The organism is Arthrobacter celericrescens (assembly GCF_003614925.1).
Taxonomy (GTDB): Bacteria; Actinomycetota; Actinomycetes; order Actinomycetales; family Micrococcaceae; genus Arthrobacter; species Arthrobacter celericrescens.
Genome location: NZ_QYLP01000101.1, coordinates 127,880 through 142,435, shown reverse-complemented (window position 1 = coordinate 142,435; position 14,556 = coordinate 127,880). Strand labels below are relative to the sequence as shown.

Sequence of the window (14,556 nt, the reverse complement as noted above, 5' to 3'; positions counted from 1 at the left end):
GCAAGATGTCACTGGACACACAGATCCGGGCCAGCGCAGATGCCGTACCCGCCCCGCCACGCCGCAAGGTGTCCCGGCGGCACCGTAAGGACACCATCGCGGCCCTCGTCTTTCTTTCGCCCCAGCTTGTGGGCCTGATCGTCTTCATGGTCGGCCCCTTGGGTTTTGCCCTCTATCTGGCCTTCAGCCACTGGGACGGGTTCGGCGCAGCTACCTTCGCGGGTCTCTCCAACTTCACCGAACTCTTCGAGAATCCCCGCATCCAGCGTTCGGCGATCAATACCGTGTGGTTCACCGTCTTGCAGGTCCCCGGTGTGATGATCACTGCTTTCCTCTTCGCGTTGTTCATGCAGAAGGCAGGGAAGATGACCAACGTCTACCGCCTTGGCTTCGTTGCCCCGGTGGTCACTTCCTCGGTGGCTGTCGCCACCATCTGGCTCTACCTGTTCAACCCTGAGATCAGTCCCATCAACAGCGCCTTGCGTTCCATCGGGATCCCGGCCCCCAACTGGCTGCAGGATCCGGCGTTCATCATTCCGTCCTTCGCCGTCGTGGCGATCTGGCAGGGCCTGGGCTACCAATTGGTGATGTTCATGGCCGGCCTGCAAAGCATCGGTGCCTCCTACCTTGAAGCCGCCGAACTGGACGGTTGCTCGGCGTGGCAGAAGCTGTGGCACGTCACGGTGCCGCTGATCTCACCGACCATCCTGTTCCTCTCGATCACCTCGATCATCGGCTCCTTCCAGGTCTTCGACTACATCTACGTCTTCATGGACTCAAGCGCGCCGGACGAGGCCCGCACCATCGTCTACGAGATTGTCCAAATGGCCTTCCGCGAGTTTAACTTCGGAGCCGCTTCAGCCCTGGCGTTCCTGCTGTTCCTGGTCCTGCTCGGCGTCACCGGGCTGCAGATGGCCGCCCAGAAGAGATGGGTTCACTACGCAGAATGAGCACCCTCACCCGAAACATTGCCCGCTCCCAGGAACCGCGGACGCGCCGCCGGCCGGTCCGCCCGGGAAAGATCATCCTGCACCTCGCGCTGGCCACCTGCGCCGCGCTCATGGCGCTGCCGTTCCTGTGGATGATGTTCTCCTCGTTCAAACCGTTGGATGAGATCTTCCGCCAGCCGCCCACCTTCCTGCCGGAGGCGTGGACCACCGGCGGCTATGAGACCGCCTTTGCCGGCGCTGACTTCGTCCGGGGTTTCTGGAACAGCACGTACATCGCCGTGACCGTCACCGTCGTTTCGCTGTTGACCAGCACCATGGCCGCCTACGCCTTTGCCAGGATCGACTTCCGAGGAAGCAAGCCCCTCTTCATGGTGTTCCTGGCCACCATGATGGTCCCGGCCCAGCTGACCATCATCCCGCTTTACATCATCATGGGATGGCTTGGTTGGATCGATACGCCGCTGTCACTGATCATGCCGGCTTCCCTGTTCAGCGCTTTCGGGGTCTTCCTTATGCGCCAGTACATCAAGGGCATTCCCCTGGAACTTGAAGAAGCCGCGGAACTGGACGGCGCCAGCCGCTTCAGGGTCTTCACCACCATGATCCTGCCGCTGCTGCGCACTCCGCTTACCGCATTGGGGATCTTCACCTTCCTCGGCCAGTGGAACAACTTCTTCGGCCCGCTGATCTTCCTCAACAGCGACGCCAACTTCACCCTCCCGTTGCTGGTGAACCAGTTCAAGGGCCAGTACGGCGCCGACTGGACCTCCCTGATGTCGGCCACAACGCTCGTGGCTGCACCGCTGCTGATCATCTTTGCCGTCGCCCAGCGGCAGATCGTGGATGGCATCGCGCTCTCCGGCTCCAAGTCCTGAGGCGCCCCGCCAAAAAGCAGGAACGACGACGGCGGGAACCCGCCGTCGTCGTTCCTCCCACCGCTTCTTACTACCTGAAAAGGATTCCCGGTTTGTCTACGCCCCCCTTTGCCGCATCTTCCGCTTCCGTTCCCGCCGGTGCGGACCCTGACTGGTGGCGGCAGGCCGCCGTCTACCAGATCTATCCGCGGAGCTTTGCCGATTCGAACGGAGACGGCATCGGGGACCTGAAGGGTGTTTCGGCCAAGGTGCCGTACCTGAAGGCGCTGGGGGTCGACGCCGTCTGGCTGAGTCCCTTCTATCCTTCGGCTTTGGCGGACGGCGGCTATGACGTGGATGACTACCGCGATGTGGATCCGAAGATCGGTACGCTGGCGGACTTCGACGAAATGGTTGCTGCCCTTCATGCTGCGGGCATCAAGGTGATTGTGGACATCGTGCCGAACCATTCGTCCAACCGGCACGCCTGGTTCCGGGAAGCACTTGCCGCCCCGAAGGGTTCGCCCGCCCGGGAGCGGTACCACTTCCGCGACGGACTGGGAGAGCACGGGGAACTGCCGCCCTCGGATTGGACCGCCTCGTTCGGCGGCCCGCGCTGGACCCGCGTTGACGACGGACAGTGGTACCTCAACACCTTCACGCCGGAACAGCCCGATCTTAACTGGGACAACCCCGAAGTCCGGGAGGACTTCCTGACGACCCTGCGTTTCTGGTCCGACCGCGGAGTGGACGGCTTCCGGGTGGATGTCGCCAACCTCCTGGTCAAGGACCTACCGGCCACGCTGCCCGGCAAGGCCGAACTGGCTGAGATGGACCGGAACTCCGGAACCCACCCCCTGATGGACCGCGACGAAGTCCACGAAATCTACGCAGAATGGCGCAAGGTCTTCAACGAGTACAACCCGCCCCGCTTCGCCGTGGCCGAGGCCTGGGTGGAGACCCCGGAGCGGCGGGCAAAGTACGCGTCCCCTGAAGGGCTGGGCCAGGCGTTCAGCTTCGACCTGCTGATGGCGGACTTCGACGCCGGACAGTTCCGGACCGTTATTACTGACAACCTGGAACAGAGCCGCCTGACCGGTTCCACCTCCACCTGGGTGTTCTCCAACCACGACGTCACCCGCCACGCCACCCGCTACGGGCTGCCCCCGCTGAACGGCCGCGCCGTCAAGGGCGGCGTGGAATGGGTCCGCGAGGGCGGACCGAAGGACGCCCTCGACATCGCCGGCGGCATCCGCCGCGCCAAGGCAGCCACCCAGCTCATGCTGGCCCTGCCGGGATCGGCGTACCTGTACCAGGGCGAGGAACTCGGCCTGCACGAAGTCGCGGACATCCCCGCGGACCAACGCCAGGACCCGTCCTTCTTCCGCGGCGCCGAGTGGGACGGGCTGGGCCGGGACGGCTGCCGCGTTCCGCTGCCGTGGGAGCCGGACGGCCCCTCGTTCGGCTTCGGCGCGAACGGGGCCCACCTTCCCCAGCCGGCTTGGTTCGCCGGGTATGCGGCCAGCGCCCAGGCGGCCGACGGCGGATCCACCCTCGCCTTCTACCGCACCGCCCTCGCGCTCCGGCGCGGCCTGCAGGCCGAGGAGAGCCTCGAGTGGATCGAGACGGGCAACGCAGACGTCCTGCACTTCGTCCGCCCGGGCGGCTGGCACGTTATCGCGAACTTCGGAACCGCCGCCGTCGAACTGCCCGAAGGTGAGCTCCTCCTGGCCAGCGTTCCCGTTGACGGCGGAAAGCTTCCGGGCGAGGCAAGCGCCTGGCTGCGTGCTTGACCCCACATCCGAAAGATCAACAGAGAGGTTGATGGTTCATGAAAAACCGCTGGAGTTTGAGCAGTATCGCCGGCGTGGCCGTACTCATCGGGGCCCTGCTGGCTCCCATCGCTCCCGCCACCGCAACGGATCCTGGCCCTGCCGCAGTGCCCGCAGCCCCGGCAGCTGTGGCTCCGCCCGCCTCGACTCCGACGCTGACCACTTGGGGTCACGACAACGCGGTTGCCACAACCGGGCCCGTGCCGGCGGACAAAGTCCGCGCCTCAGAGTTCTATGAGGCGTCCGTTGCGACGGCGGCACGCCCGGACACCGCTTATGGTTCCTTCGTCTATGCGAGCGTGCCCCGCAGCGGCAACGGCAAGATCGGCTACACGGAACAGGACGGTGCGGAGTTTTCGTCCGAAGCGGGACTGACCATGAGCTGGTCGAGCTTCGAATACGGCGAGGACGTCTGGGTCAATGTGCGCCTGAAAACCGGGCAGCAAATCACCTCGGCTGACCAGGTCACGATCAGGCCGACGGACCTCGGCCTGGAGAAGCAGCTGGTGGACAGTTCCACCATCCGTGTGAAGGTGCCTTTCAGCCCGGACGGGCTTCGCTTCTCGGTGGAATTCGAGCCGCAGCTGGTCACGGCGTACAACGACATGTCGGGCACCTCCGGTACCCTCACCACGAGTGCGGCAGCAGGCAACAGGCCGGTCCACACCGAACCGCGGAATTCGATGCTGGTCTTTGCGAACCCGGTCCTCTCCGCTACTGACACCGAGCGGTTCGTTCCCGGTGCGGACGCTGGGTCCATTCATTACCCGCAGCCGGGGCTGGTCAACAACCTGGGGGCGATCACCGAGGACATTGTCTACTTCCGGCCCGGTACCTACTACATGGGTTCGGACCACCACGCGGTGTTGCCCGCCAACGTGAAATGGGTCTATTTGGCCCCGGGAGCCTACGTCAAAGGCGCCTTCCGCTTCCTGCACAAGACCCAAAGCCACTACAAGGTGACCGGGCTCGGCGTCCTCTCCGGGGAACAGTATGTATACGAGCCGGACACCAGAAACGGTTACGCGCACAGCGTGGGCGAGAACTGCCATGCGAGCTGCGTGAAGATGCTTCAATTCGAATCGTCGAACACGGGCCAGGCACTGGACCTGCAGGGCGTCACCGTCGCCGACCCGCCGTACCACTCCTTTGTCGTGTACGCGCATGAAGGCGAGGGGGTTGACGAAGTTGAGGTCGGCGTCGAGAACTTCCGCATGGACGTGCAGGACTACAAACAGGTAGGAGGCTGGTACTGGCAGACGGACGGCATCGAGCTGTACGACGGAAGCAGCATGAAGAACACCTTCTTCCACTCCAACGATGACGTCTTGAAGCTGTACCACAGCAACGTCGACATCAAGAACACCGTGATCTGGAAAAACGAGAACGGCCCGGTCATGCAATGGGGCTGGGTTCCGCGGCAAATTGATGCAGTGTCCGTGGCCAATACGGACGTGATCCACAACCGGATGTACTGGAAGGACGTCAAATACAACACCTGCGTGTTCAACTCCTCCAGCCATTGGGAAGACATGGGCGCCACCGACCGCGCCGATGCCGCCACCACGGTCAGGAACATGCGGTTCACCGATACGCGGGTGGAAGGCATGGTCAACTGCGGCGTCCGGGTTTTTGCCCTGTCGAACACCGAGAACATCGAGATCGACGGGTTTTCCGTTGACGCCTGGAACGGCCTTGACTACACCTCGCAGGTGAGCCTGCTGAAGCGGTACCACGACAGTGCCGGCCGGAAGGTGGCCATCGGCAACGAAATGTCTCAGGGCAACGGAATCCTGCTGCACAACTACACCGTGGGCGGGGCCGCCATCATCAAAGCCGGCGACAACTGGTGGGACACCGAGCCCGGACGCTTGAACTTCGACGCCGACACCTGGGACGGCTGGAATGCCACCGCCGAAGGCCAGGCCGCCGGCCCGGCCCCGGAACTCGCCGTCGATGGTCCCGCGGACGGTTCCATCGCGGACTCCCGGCAGTTGACCGTGTCCGGTACCACGAACGCGCCCAGCGTGGCAGTAACCGTGAACGGGGAACGCCAGGATGCACCGGTCACGGATGGCAAGTTCGTGGTGGAAGTCGCCCTGGCCGGCATCACCAACCGGCTTGTGGTTACCGCCACCGGCGAAAACGGGGTCATGACTGTCGACCGGCGTACCGTGACCGCACTCGGCACCAGGGTCGGATCGCTCTCCGACCCCGCCGGGGACGACAAGGGCCCGGGCAGCTACACCTACCCCACTGATTCCGCTTTCAATCCCGGAAGCCTCGACCTGACCGGCATGGACGTCTACCAGGACGGTGACATGGTCCGCTTCCTGACGTCCACGGCCGGCCCCATCAACAACCCGTGGGGCGGTGCTGGAATGAGCACGCAGCGGCTGAACATCTACCTGCGGGACGGCAGCTCGACGCAGGCCACCGCCTTGTTGCCCGGCACCAACACCTCGGCCGCCGGGGCCTGGAAGTATGCGGTGGTTGCTGACGGCCGGTACGCAGAATCCCGCTTCGGCGGAGGTGTCTACGACGCGGGGCTGCAGCGCGTGGGGGACGTGAGTCTCGACGTCGACCCGTCCGGCAAGATCGTCGCCTCGGTCCCCGCCGCCGTCCTGGAGGGCGTTGACCTGCGGAACGCCGGCTACCAGGTGGCCATGTTCAGCGACGCCGAAGAAGGCGAAGGCATCGGCAACGTGCGTCCCGTGTACAGCGCGGAGTGCTCCAACGGCATCGGCTGCCCCTCCTTCGTCGGCCCGTACAGGGTGGGCGGCGGCGCCGGCTCCTGGACGGATGCGGACGCCTCGCATGACACGGACACGCGCGATTCCAACGCACTGGACATCATCTCCGGTGGTACCTCGCAGGCCGAAGTGATGGATTGGACCCGCGGCCCGGTGGTTGCGCCCTATGTCCGCCTGGATGCCGCGCAGACCGTCATCGATGCGGAATTCGTGGTCGGCAGCAAGAAGGTCAAGGGCACCCAAGTGCTGACGATCGACGCGGAAAACCACGGCGAAAGTTCCCTCGAGCTGAGGGTTGAGACTGTCTTCGGCGCCACGGAGCTCGGGTCGCTGCCGGCCGGCGGCTCCCGGGTGTATTCGATCGATACGCCCAGTCCGCAGCTGCCTGCAATGTCCGTGAAGGTCATTGCGACCGCCCCGGACGGCACCTCGAGGAGCTACGCCATTCCCTACGCCGGATCGAAACGGAACCAGGGCTGAGCCCCCTGTTGACCTTCCCGGGCTAGCGTCAGATACTAGTCCGGGAGATAAATTTAGATTCTAAATAAAAAGGAGTTTCGTGAGCACCATCGCCACCAAGGCAAACCGTACCGACGCCGAGCGCATGGCAGACCCCAACTGGTGGCGCCAGGCGTCCGTCTACCAGATCTACCCCCGGAGCTTCTCCGACTTCAACGGTGACGGCCTCGGCGACATCAAGGGCATCACGAGCAAGGTGCCGTACCTGAAGGCCCTGGGCATCGAGGCCGTCTGGCTGAGCCCGTTCTACCCCTCAGCCCTCGCCGACGGCGGCTACGACGTGGACGACTACCGCAACGTGGACCCCCGGCTGGGCACCCTCGAGGACTTCGACGCCATGGCCGCTGCCCTGCACGATGCCGGCATCAAGCTAATCGTGGACATCGTGCCGAACCACTCCTCGGACCGGCACGAATGGTTCAAGGAAGCGCTGGCGTCCCCGAAGGGCTCTGCCGCCCGCGAACGCTACATCTTCCGCGACGGCCTCGGCGAAAACGGCGAGCTGCCGCCGTCGGACTGGGACTCCGTGTTCGGCGGCCCGGCCTGGGAACGGATCACCGAACCGGACGGCACCCCCGGCCAGTGGTACATGCACATCTTCGCCAAGGAACAGCCGGACTTTAACTGGGACAACCCCGAGGTCCGCGAGGACTTCCTGAAGACCCTGCGCTTCTGGTCCGACCGCGGCGTGGACGGCTTCCGCATCGACGTGGCCCATGCCCTCACCAAGAACCTTGAGGGAACCCTGCCCACCAAGGCCGACCTCAAGGCCCTCGCCCACGGCAGCGACGGCTTCGTCGACGGCTCGCACCCATACTGGGACCGCGACGAGGTGCATGAGATCTACGCCGAGTGGCGCAAGGTCTTCAACGAGTACAACCCGCCGCGCACCGCCGTCGCCGAGGCCTGGGTGCACGCGGACCGCCGCGCCCGCTACGCCAGCCCGGAAGGACTGGGCCAGGCCTTCAACTTCGACCTCCTGCAGGCCGACTTCGACGCCGCCCAGTTCCGGAAGATCGTCACCAAGAACCTGGCCGAGGCGGCTGCCTCCGGTGCGTCCTCCACCTGGGTCTTCTCCAACCACGACGTGGTCCGCCACGCCACCCGCTACGGTCTTCCGGCCTCGGTGCCTGCCGAGGACGAGGAATCCGAGATCATGGCGGGCCAGGCCGGCAAGAAGTGGCTGCTCGAGGGCGGCCGCAAGGAGGACGTGGACGCGGAACTCGGCCTGCGCCGCGCCCGCGCGGCGTCGCTGCTGATGTTCGCCCTGCCCGGTTCGGCGTACCTGTACCAGGGCGAGGAGCTCGGCCTGCAGGAAGTGGGCAGCGAGATCCCCGATTCCGAACGCCAGGACCCCTCCTTCTTCCGCAACAAGGGTGTGGAGATCGGCCGCGACGGCTGCCGCGTGCCGCTGCCCTGGACCGCCGAGGGCTCGTCCTTCGGTTTCGGCGAGGCCGGTTCCCACTTGCCCCAGCCCGAGTGGTTCGCCGCGTTCGCCGCGGACGTCCAGGACGGCGTCGAGGGTTCCACCCTGGAGCTGTACCGCAAGGCACTCGCCCTGCGCACCGAACTGCGGTCCGGCGAAAGCCTCGAATGGATCCCGAACGCCAACCCGGAGGTGCTGCACTTCAGCCGCCCCAACGGCTGGCAGTCGGTGACCAACTTCGGCACGGAAGCTGCGGAACTCCCGGAGGGGACCGTCGTCGTCAGCAGCTCGGCGCTGGAAGGCGGCAAGCTGCCGGGCGCCACCACCGCGTGGCTGTTCGGCTAGCCTCCCCGTATTGATCACGACGGCGCCCCGCACCTTTGCGTGCGGGGCGCCGTTGCCGCGTGAAGAGTTCCAGCGTGAAAGGGTTGCAGAATGACTGCACAGAGTAATAGCCGGCTGAACGGTGCCAGCCGCCTCATCTATGGCTGCATGGGCCTGGGCGGGGACTGGGACCGCCCGGACTACAGCCCGGCGGACGTGGACAAGGCCGCCGCGGCCATCGAGGCCGCCCGCGGCATCGGCATCACCTTGTTCGACCACGCCGACATCTACACCCGCGGGAAGGCCGAATCCGTCTTCGGGGAGGTGCTCGCGGCGAGCCCCGGGCTGCGGGAGCAGATCCAGCTGCAGGGCAAGTGCGGCATCAGCCTGGCCGAAGGCGGGGTGCCAGGGTACTACGACCTCGGCCGCGAAGCCATCCGGGAACGGGTCACCGCCAGCCTGCGGCGGCTGCGCACCGACTACCTGGACATCCTGCTCCTGCACCGCCCCGACCCGCTGCTGGAACCGTCAGAGGTGGCGGCCGCCGTCGGGCAGCTCATGGCCGAAGGCAAAGTGCGGGCGCTGGGCGTGTCCAACATGTCAGCGGCGCAGATCGACTACCTGCAGGACGCGCTGGAGACCCCGATCATGGCCAACCAGCTGGAAATGAGCCTGCACAAGGCCGCCTGGGTCGAGAGCTCGGTGCTGGTCAACCGGCAGGAAGGCTTCGACGCGGGCTTCCCGCACGGCACCATCGAGCACTGCATCCGCAAGGGCATCGAGCTGCAGGCCTACGGCTCCCTCGCCCAGGGCCGGTACAGCGGTGCGCCGTCCGCGGCTGCCTCCCCGGAGGAAACCGCGACGGCGGAACTGCTGTCCCGCTTGGCCGAAGAGAAGGGCAGCACGCCCGAAGCCGTGCTCCTGGGCTGGCTCATGAAGCACCCGGCACGGATCTCGCCGGTGGTGGGCAGCTCCCGGCCGGAGCGGATCGCCGCCTGCGCCGGAGCCGCGGACGTGGCGGCCTCGATGACCCGGATCGAGTGGTACACGCTCTGGTCCACCGCCCGCGGTGCCGCGATGCCCTAACCCCTGTTGCAAAGCGGCCAGCTGTGCCACCCTCGTGCTTGGGGGCTCCAGCTGAGCGGCAATCCGAGGGAGGCGCGGGCCATGCGCAAGGTGATTGTTTCCGAATTCGTTTCGCTTGACGGCGTGGTCGAAGGCCCCGGCGGAGGGGAGCCCGACTACAAGCACGAGGGCTGGACCTTCGACATCGACCCGGACCCCGCCATGTACGAGTACAAACTCGAGGAACTCATGGAATCCGGCGCGCTGCTGCTCGGCCGGGTGACCTATGAGGGTTTCGCAGCGGCCTGGCCGGAGCGGGACGACGAGGCAGGCTTCGCGAAGAAGTTCAACAGCATGCCCAAGTACGTCGTTTCCACCACCCTGACGGATCCGGCGTGGAACAACAGCCACGTGCTGCAAGGGGACGCGGCCGGCGCCGTGGCCGCGTTGAAGGAGCAGGACGGCGGGCCGCTGCTGGTCAACGGCAGCCCCACCCTGCTCCGGGCCCTGTACGACGCGGACCTCGTGGACGAATACCGGCTCATGGTCTTCCCGGTGATCCTCGGCTCCGGGAAGCGGCTGTTCCCGGACGACGCCGCGGACAAGCAGAAGCTCAGGCTCACGGACAGCCGGTCCTATTCGAACGGCATCGTGCTGAACGTGCTGCAACGGATCAGGGACTGATTGCCCCCGTTAACCCAACTAGCTCGCAGTTGTTGTCGTTATGAGCGCTCAAAACGACGTCAACTGCGAGCTAGTTGGGTTGCGGGGCCTGCTACAGCTACAACAACCGGTACAGCTACAACAACACATGCGGGCTACTTAGAGCGGGGCCACGACGGAATAGGTCGAAGAATCACCCTGGATCGACTGGCTGGCCTTGCCGTCGATGCCCACCGGGACCTCGCCGGCGATCGTCACGCGGTTGAGCTTGCGGAGCTGGCCGTCGTAGTTGTCCGGGGCGTAGTGCTGGGTGATGCGGTTGTCGAAGAGCACCAGCTGGTTCGGCTCCCAGTTCACTCGCACGATGTTCTCCGGACGGGTCACGTAGGCCTGGAGCAGGCGCAGGATGTCACGGGACTCCGTGTTGGACAGGCCCACGATCCGCAGCCGCTGCGCGAAACCGCCGATGAAGAGGCCGCGCTCGCCGGTCAGCGGGTGGACGCGCACCACCGGGTGTGCCGTCTCGAACTTGATCCGGGTGAACTCCTTGCGGCGTTCCTCGGCGTTCTCGTGCTCGAGGTTCTTGGGCACCGAGTAGTCGTAGTCGTTGGTGTGGATCGCCCAGAGGGTGTCCGCGAAGTTCCGCAGCTCCTCCGGAAGGTCGGCGTAGGCGCCGGCTGAGGACGCGATCAGCGTCTCGCCGCCGTAGGCCGGCAGGTCGATGCTGCGCAGGGTGGAGGCCTGCGGCGGGTTCACCACGAAGGTCACGTCCGTGTGCCAGTTGTTGGCCGAGCCGTTCTCGCTGTCAACAGGTAGCACGTTGGCTTCGCCTTCCACGGAGGCCACCGTGGGGTGGGCCGTGGTGAGCGGGCCGAAGTGGCTGGCAAACTTCACCTGGGCTTCGTCCGTGAGGATGTTGGCCTCGCGGAACACCAGTGCCTTGTGCTCGTTGAGGGCCGCGCGGATCTGCGCCACAGTCTCGTCGCTGAGGTCCCCGCTGATGTCCAGGCCCCGGATCTCGGCGCCGATGCGGGAGCCCAGTTTGGCGAACTGGAGCTTGGTTTCAGTAATGGCGGTCATTTCTTTTTTCCTATCTGTTGTATTTCTGTTGTGTTTGCGGTGGAAGGGAAGTAGTCAGGCCCCGACGGCGGTGCGCCAGCGGGAGAAGTGCCGCTCCAGGGCGACGAGCAGGAAGTTGACGCCCAGGCCCAGCAAGGAGACGGTGAGGATGCCGGCGTACATGTCCGGGATGAGGAAGCTGCTCTGGGCGTTGACGATCAGGTAGCCCAGGCCGGCCTTGGCGCCCACCATTTCCGCGGCGATCAGCACCAGGATCGACGCCGTGCCGGCCATCCGGATCCCGGTGAAGATGGTCGGCACCGCCGAGGGCAGGATCACCTTCTGGAAGAGGCGGAAGCTGTTCAGGCCCAGCGACTTCGCCGCCCGGACGAGCAGCGGGTCCACGGTCTTCACGCCGGCGATCGTGTTCAGCAGCACCGGGAAGAACGCGGCGTAGGCCACGATGGTCACCTTGGATTCCTCGCCGATGCCAAGGAGCAGGGTGAACACCGGGAGCAGCGCCAGGGCCGCCGTGTTGCGGAACAGTTCGAGCAGCGGGTTCAGCACCGAATTGAGCCGGCCGTACCAGGCGATCAGCAGGCCGAGGGATACGCCGGCCACCACGGCGATGCCGAAGCCGGCCACGGAGCGGCTCAGGCTCGCCGCGAGGTGGCCCTGGATGGAACCGGCCTCGAAGAGCTTTCCCCAGGCCAGCAGCACCTCGTGCAGCGGCGGCAGGAACACCCGGGTGGACGGAGCCGCGAGGTAGAGCGGACCGAACTCCCAGAGCGCCAGGAACGCGAGGATGCCGGTGGCCTTCCACAGCCAGGACCCGGCGCGGAACGCCGCGCCCTTGGCGGCGTCCGCCACAGCGCCGGTCACGGAGGCGAGGGCCGCCGTCGCCGGCTTTTCCGCGGATGTAACCTCCCCGACGGCGGTCTCTAGGGCAGCGGTTTCCCCGCCTGCGGGGCGGGCTGTCTTGGTGAGTGTCGCGCTCATCAGGCAGCGCTCCTTTCGGGGGTTTGGTGCGTTGCCGGCTCGTCCGGGGCGCTGCCGTCCGGGAGGATCTTGCGGTGGCCCGCGTCCTGCGCGAGGCGGACCTCGTCGTGCAGCAGGGTCCACACCTTGTGCCGCTGCTCCACGAAGGCGGGCGTGGAGCGGATGTCCTCGGCGCCGTCGCGGTCCGGGATTTCCACCTCCACGATCGCCTTCAAACGGCCCGGCCGGGCACTGAGCACGGCCACGCGCTGGCCCAGGTACACGGCCTCGTTGATGCCGTGGGTGATGAACACGATCGTCTTGCCGGTGGCCCGCCAGATCCGCAGGAGCTCCTCCTGGAGCTGTTCGCGGGTTTGGGCGTCCAGGGCGGCGAAGGGTTCATCCATGAGCAGCACGTCTGGCTCGTAGGCCAGGCTGCGGGCGATCGCGACGCGCTGCTTCATGCCGCCGGAGAGTTCATGCGGGAACCGGTCCTCGAAGCAGGCCAGGCCCACCAGCTTGAGGTACTCGCTGGCCTTCGCCGCGCGCTCGCGGCGGCTGAGCTTCCGGCCGTCCGGTCCCTTGCCCTCGAGCCCGATGGAGACGTTGGCCGAGGCGGTGCGCCAGGGGAAGAGGGCGTATTGCTGGAAGACCACGGCACGGTCCTTACCCGGTCCCGTCACCGGCTGGCCGTCCACCAATACCTCGCCGGAGGTGGGCGTGGACAGGCCAGCCAGGAGGTCCAGCAAGGTGGTTTTGCCGGAGCCGCTGGGCCCCACCAAGGTGAGGAATTCGCCGTCGCGCACATCCAGGTTCAGGGAATCGATGGCGGTGAGGGTGGTGGCGGTCCCGCCGGACTTCTTGCCGGGCCGCACCGTGAACTGCTTGCTGACGTTGCGCAGGCTGATCTTGGCTGTCATCACTTCCCCTTTGCGAGGTCGTTGAACTCGTTGGTGTAGTAGTTGGCGGGGGTGAGGTCCTTGGTGACGATGCCCGAAGTCTTCAGCCATTCGGCCCAGCGGGTGAAGTCCTCGTCCTTGATCCGGCCGGCGTCCGGGACGCCGACGCTCTTCCAGTACTGCAGCGCCTCGGTGCTTTCGTTGCGGCCGCGTTCCTTGATGATCTTGGTGAAGCGGGCAATGACGTCCTTGCGGGGCGTGGTACGTTCCCACTCGATCGCCTTGGCAACGCCCGTGGCGAAGGTCTTGGTGGTGGTCGGGTTCTTCTCGATGAAGTCGGTCCGCAGCACGTAGGGGCCGCCCGCGAAGCTGCCGAAGAACTGGACATCGCTGAAGACGGAGCGGAGCCCGCCGGCCGCGATGGCCTTTTCCTGCAGCACACCGCCCAGGGCACCGGCATCCACCTGTCCGCGGCGGATCGCCTCTTCCGTGTCGTTCGGCGGCAGCGGGACCAGCTGGACCTGCTTGGCCTCTTCGGCGCTCAGGCCGCTCTTGCGCAGGTAGGTGTTGATCACGGCGTCGGCATGGGCGCCCAGGGTGTTCACGGCGATTTTCTTGCCGATGAAGTCCCTGGCGGAATGGATGGGGCTGTCTTCCTTGACGTAGAAGCCGTTGAAGGTCTTCTCGTCCTCGCCGTAGTAGTTGACCACGGCCTTGACGGGTGCGCCGGCCTCGATGAGCTTCACCACGGCACCGGCGAAGGCGCCGCCGAAGTCGGTCTGCCCGGTGGCCGCGGACTGGATGTCCTGCGGGCCGCTGGTGGTGTTGCCCACCCACTTGAGCTTGACGTCGCCCAGGTAGCCGAGGTCCTGCGCGAGCTCGGGCAGGGTGACCGAGTTCGCCCAGCCCTGGTAGCGCAGTTCCTTCACCTCGCTGCCGCCCTGGGGCTGTGCTGATCCGCCGGGGCCCGCCTCCGCGTTGCCGCCGCAGCCGCTCACCGTCAGCGCAAGTACGACGGCGGCCGCGACGCTCAACAGGGGCTGGTGCAGTTTCATGGGAGCTACTTTCCGGTTAGGGGTTTGGGGAGCCGGCCCGTGTTCGAAGGACCGGTGGGAACGATGTAAGCGCATCCGGGAAGGGGCTGGGAAGCCCGCGGGTAACGCTCGGAAACCCCGGGAAACCGGGGGAAATCCGGCGCAACGGCAGGCAACCACAGGCAATCCCGCGTCGCATT

General features: G+C 65.9%; 11 protein-coding genes. 7 read left to right on the top strand and 4 right to left on the bottom strand.

The features are described 5' to 3' along the window. Positions 1 to 5 precede the first annotated feature (5 nt). From D3654_RS20170 to D3654_RS20140, 7 genes are all read left to right on the top strand, one after another. Entirely contained in the window at positions 6 to 950 is a 945-nt protein-coding gene (locus tag D3654_RS20170) for a carbohydrate ABC transporter permease (RefSeq protein ID WP_120523210.1), read from the top strand. Beyond that, entirely contained in the window at positions 947 to 1,825 is an 879-nt protein-coding gene (locus D3654_RS20165; protein WP_120523209.1) for a carbohydrate ABC transporter permease, read from the top strand. Before D3654_RS20170 ends, D3654_RS20165 begins: the two co-directional genes overlap by 4 nt. A 92-nt stretch (positions 1,826 to 1,917) precedes the next feature. Further along, positions 1,918 to 3,597 carry a glycoside hydrolase family 13 protein gene (locus tag D3654_RS20160; RefSeq protein ID WP_120523208.1) on the top strand — a complete coding sequence of 560 codons (1,680 nt, stop codon included), beginning with the start codon at positions 1,918 to 1,920 and terminating at the stop codon, positions 3,595 to 3,597. 74 nt (positions 3,598 to 3,671) lie between these two features. Continuing rightward, complete coding sequence (locus D3654_RS20155) at positions 3,672 to 6,869, top strand: family 49 glycosyl hydrolase (protein ID WP_245413347.1); 3,198 nt, start codon at positions 3,672 to 3,674, stop codon at positions 6,867 to 6,869. Positions 6,870 to 6,948: 79 nt separating this feature from the next. After that, complete coding sequence (locus D3654_RS20150; RefSeq protein ID WP_120523206.1) at positions 6,949 to 8,679, top strand: glycoside hydrolase family 13 protein; 1,731 nt, start codon at positions 6,949 to 6,951, stop codon at positions 8,677 to 8,679. Positions 8,680 to 8,769: 90 nt separating this feature from the next. Then, complete coding sequence (locus D3654_RS20145; RefSeq protein WP_120523205.1) at positions 8,770 to 9,744, top strand: aldo/keto reductase; 975 nt, start codon at positions 8,770 to 8,772, stop codon at positions 9,742 to 9,744. Between the two features lie 81 nt (positions 9,745 to 9,825). Beyond that, entirely contained in the window at positions 9,826 to 10,407 is a 582-nt protein-coding gene (locus tag D3654_RS20140) for a dihydrofolate reductase family protein (protein WP_120523204.1), read from the top strand. 138 nt (positions 10,408 to 10,545) lie between these two features. Here D3654_RS20140 and D3654_RS20135 read toward each other — a convergent pair whose 3' ends face one another. The 4 genes from D3654_RS20135 to D3654_RS20120 are packed head-to-tail and all read right to left on the bottom strand — an operon-like array spanning position 10,546 to position 14,377. Beyond that, positions 10,546 to 11,466: a TauD/TfdA dioxygenase family protein gene (locus D3654_RS20135; protein WP_120523203.1), complete on the bottom strand. Its 921-nt coding sequence runs from the start codon at positions 11,464 to 11,466 to the stop codon at positions 10,546 to 10,548. A 54-nt stretch (positions 11,467 to 11,520) separates the two neighbouring features. Next, entirely contained in the window at positions 11,521 to 12,444 is a 924-nt protein-coding gene (locus tag D3654_RS20130; RefSeq protein ID WP_120523202.1) for an ABC transporter permease, read from the bottom strand. Further along, positions 12,444 to 13,343, bottom strand: a complete 900-nt coding sequence (locus tag D3654_RS20125; protein WP_120523201.1) for an ABC transporter ATP-binding protein — start codon at positions 13,341 to 13,343, stop codon at positions 12,444 to 12,446. The genes D3654_RS20130 and D3654_RS20125 overlap by 1 nt, the downstream gene beginning before the upstream one ends. Further along, on the bottom strand, positions 13,343 to 14,377 hold the full coding sequence (locus D3654_RS20120; RefSeq protein ID WP_120523200.1) for an ABC transporter substrate-binding protein: 1,035 nt from the start codon (positions 14,375 to 14,377) through the stop codon (positions 13,343 to 13,345). Before D3654_RS20120 ends, D3654_RS20125 begins: the two co-directional genes overlap by 1 nt. Between the last annotated feature and the right edge of the window lie 179 nt (positions 14,378 to 14,556).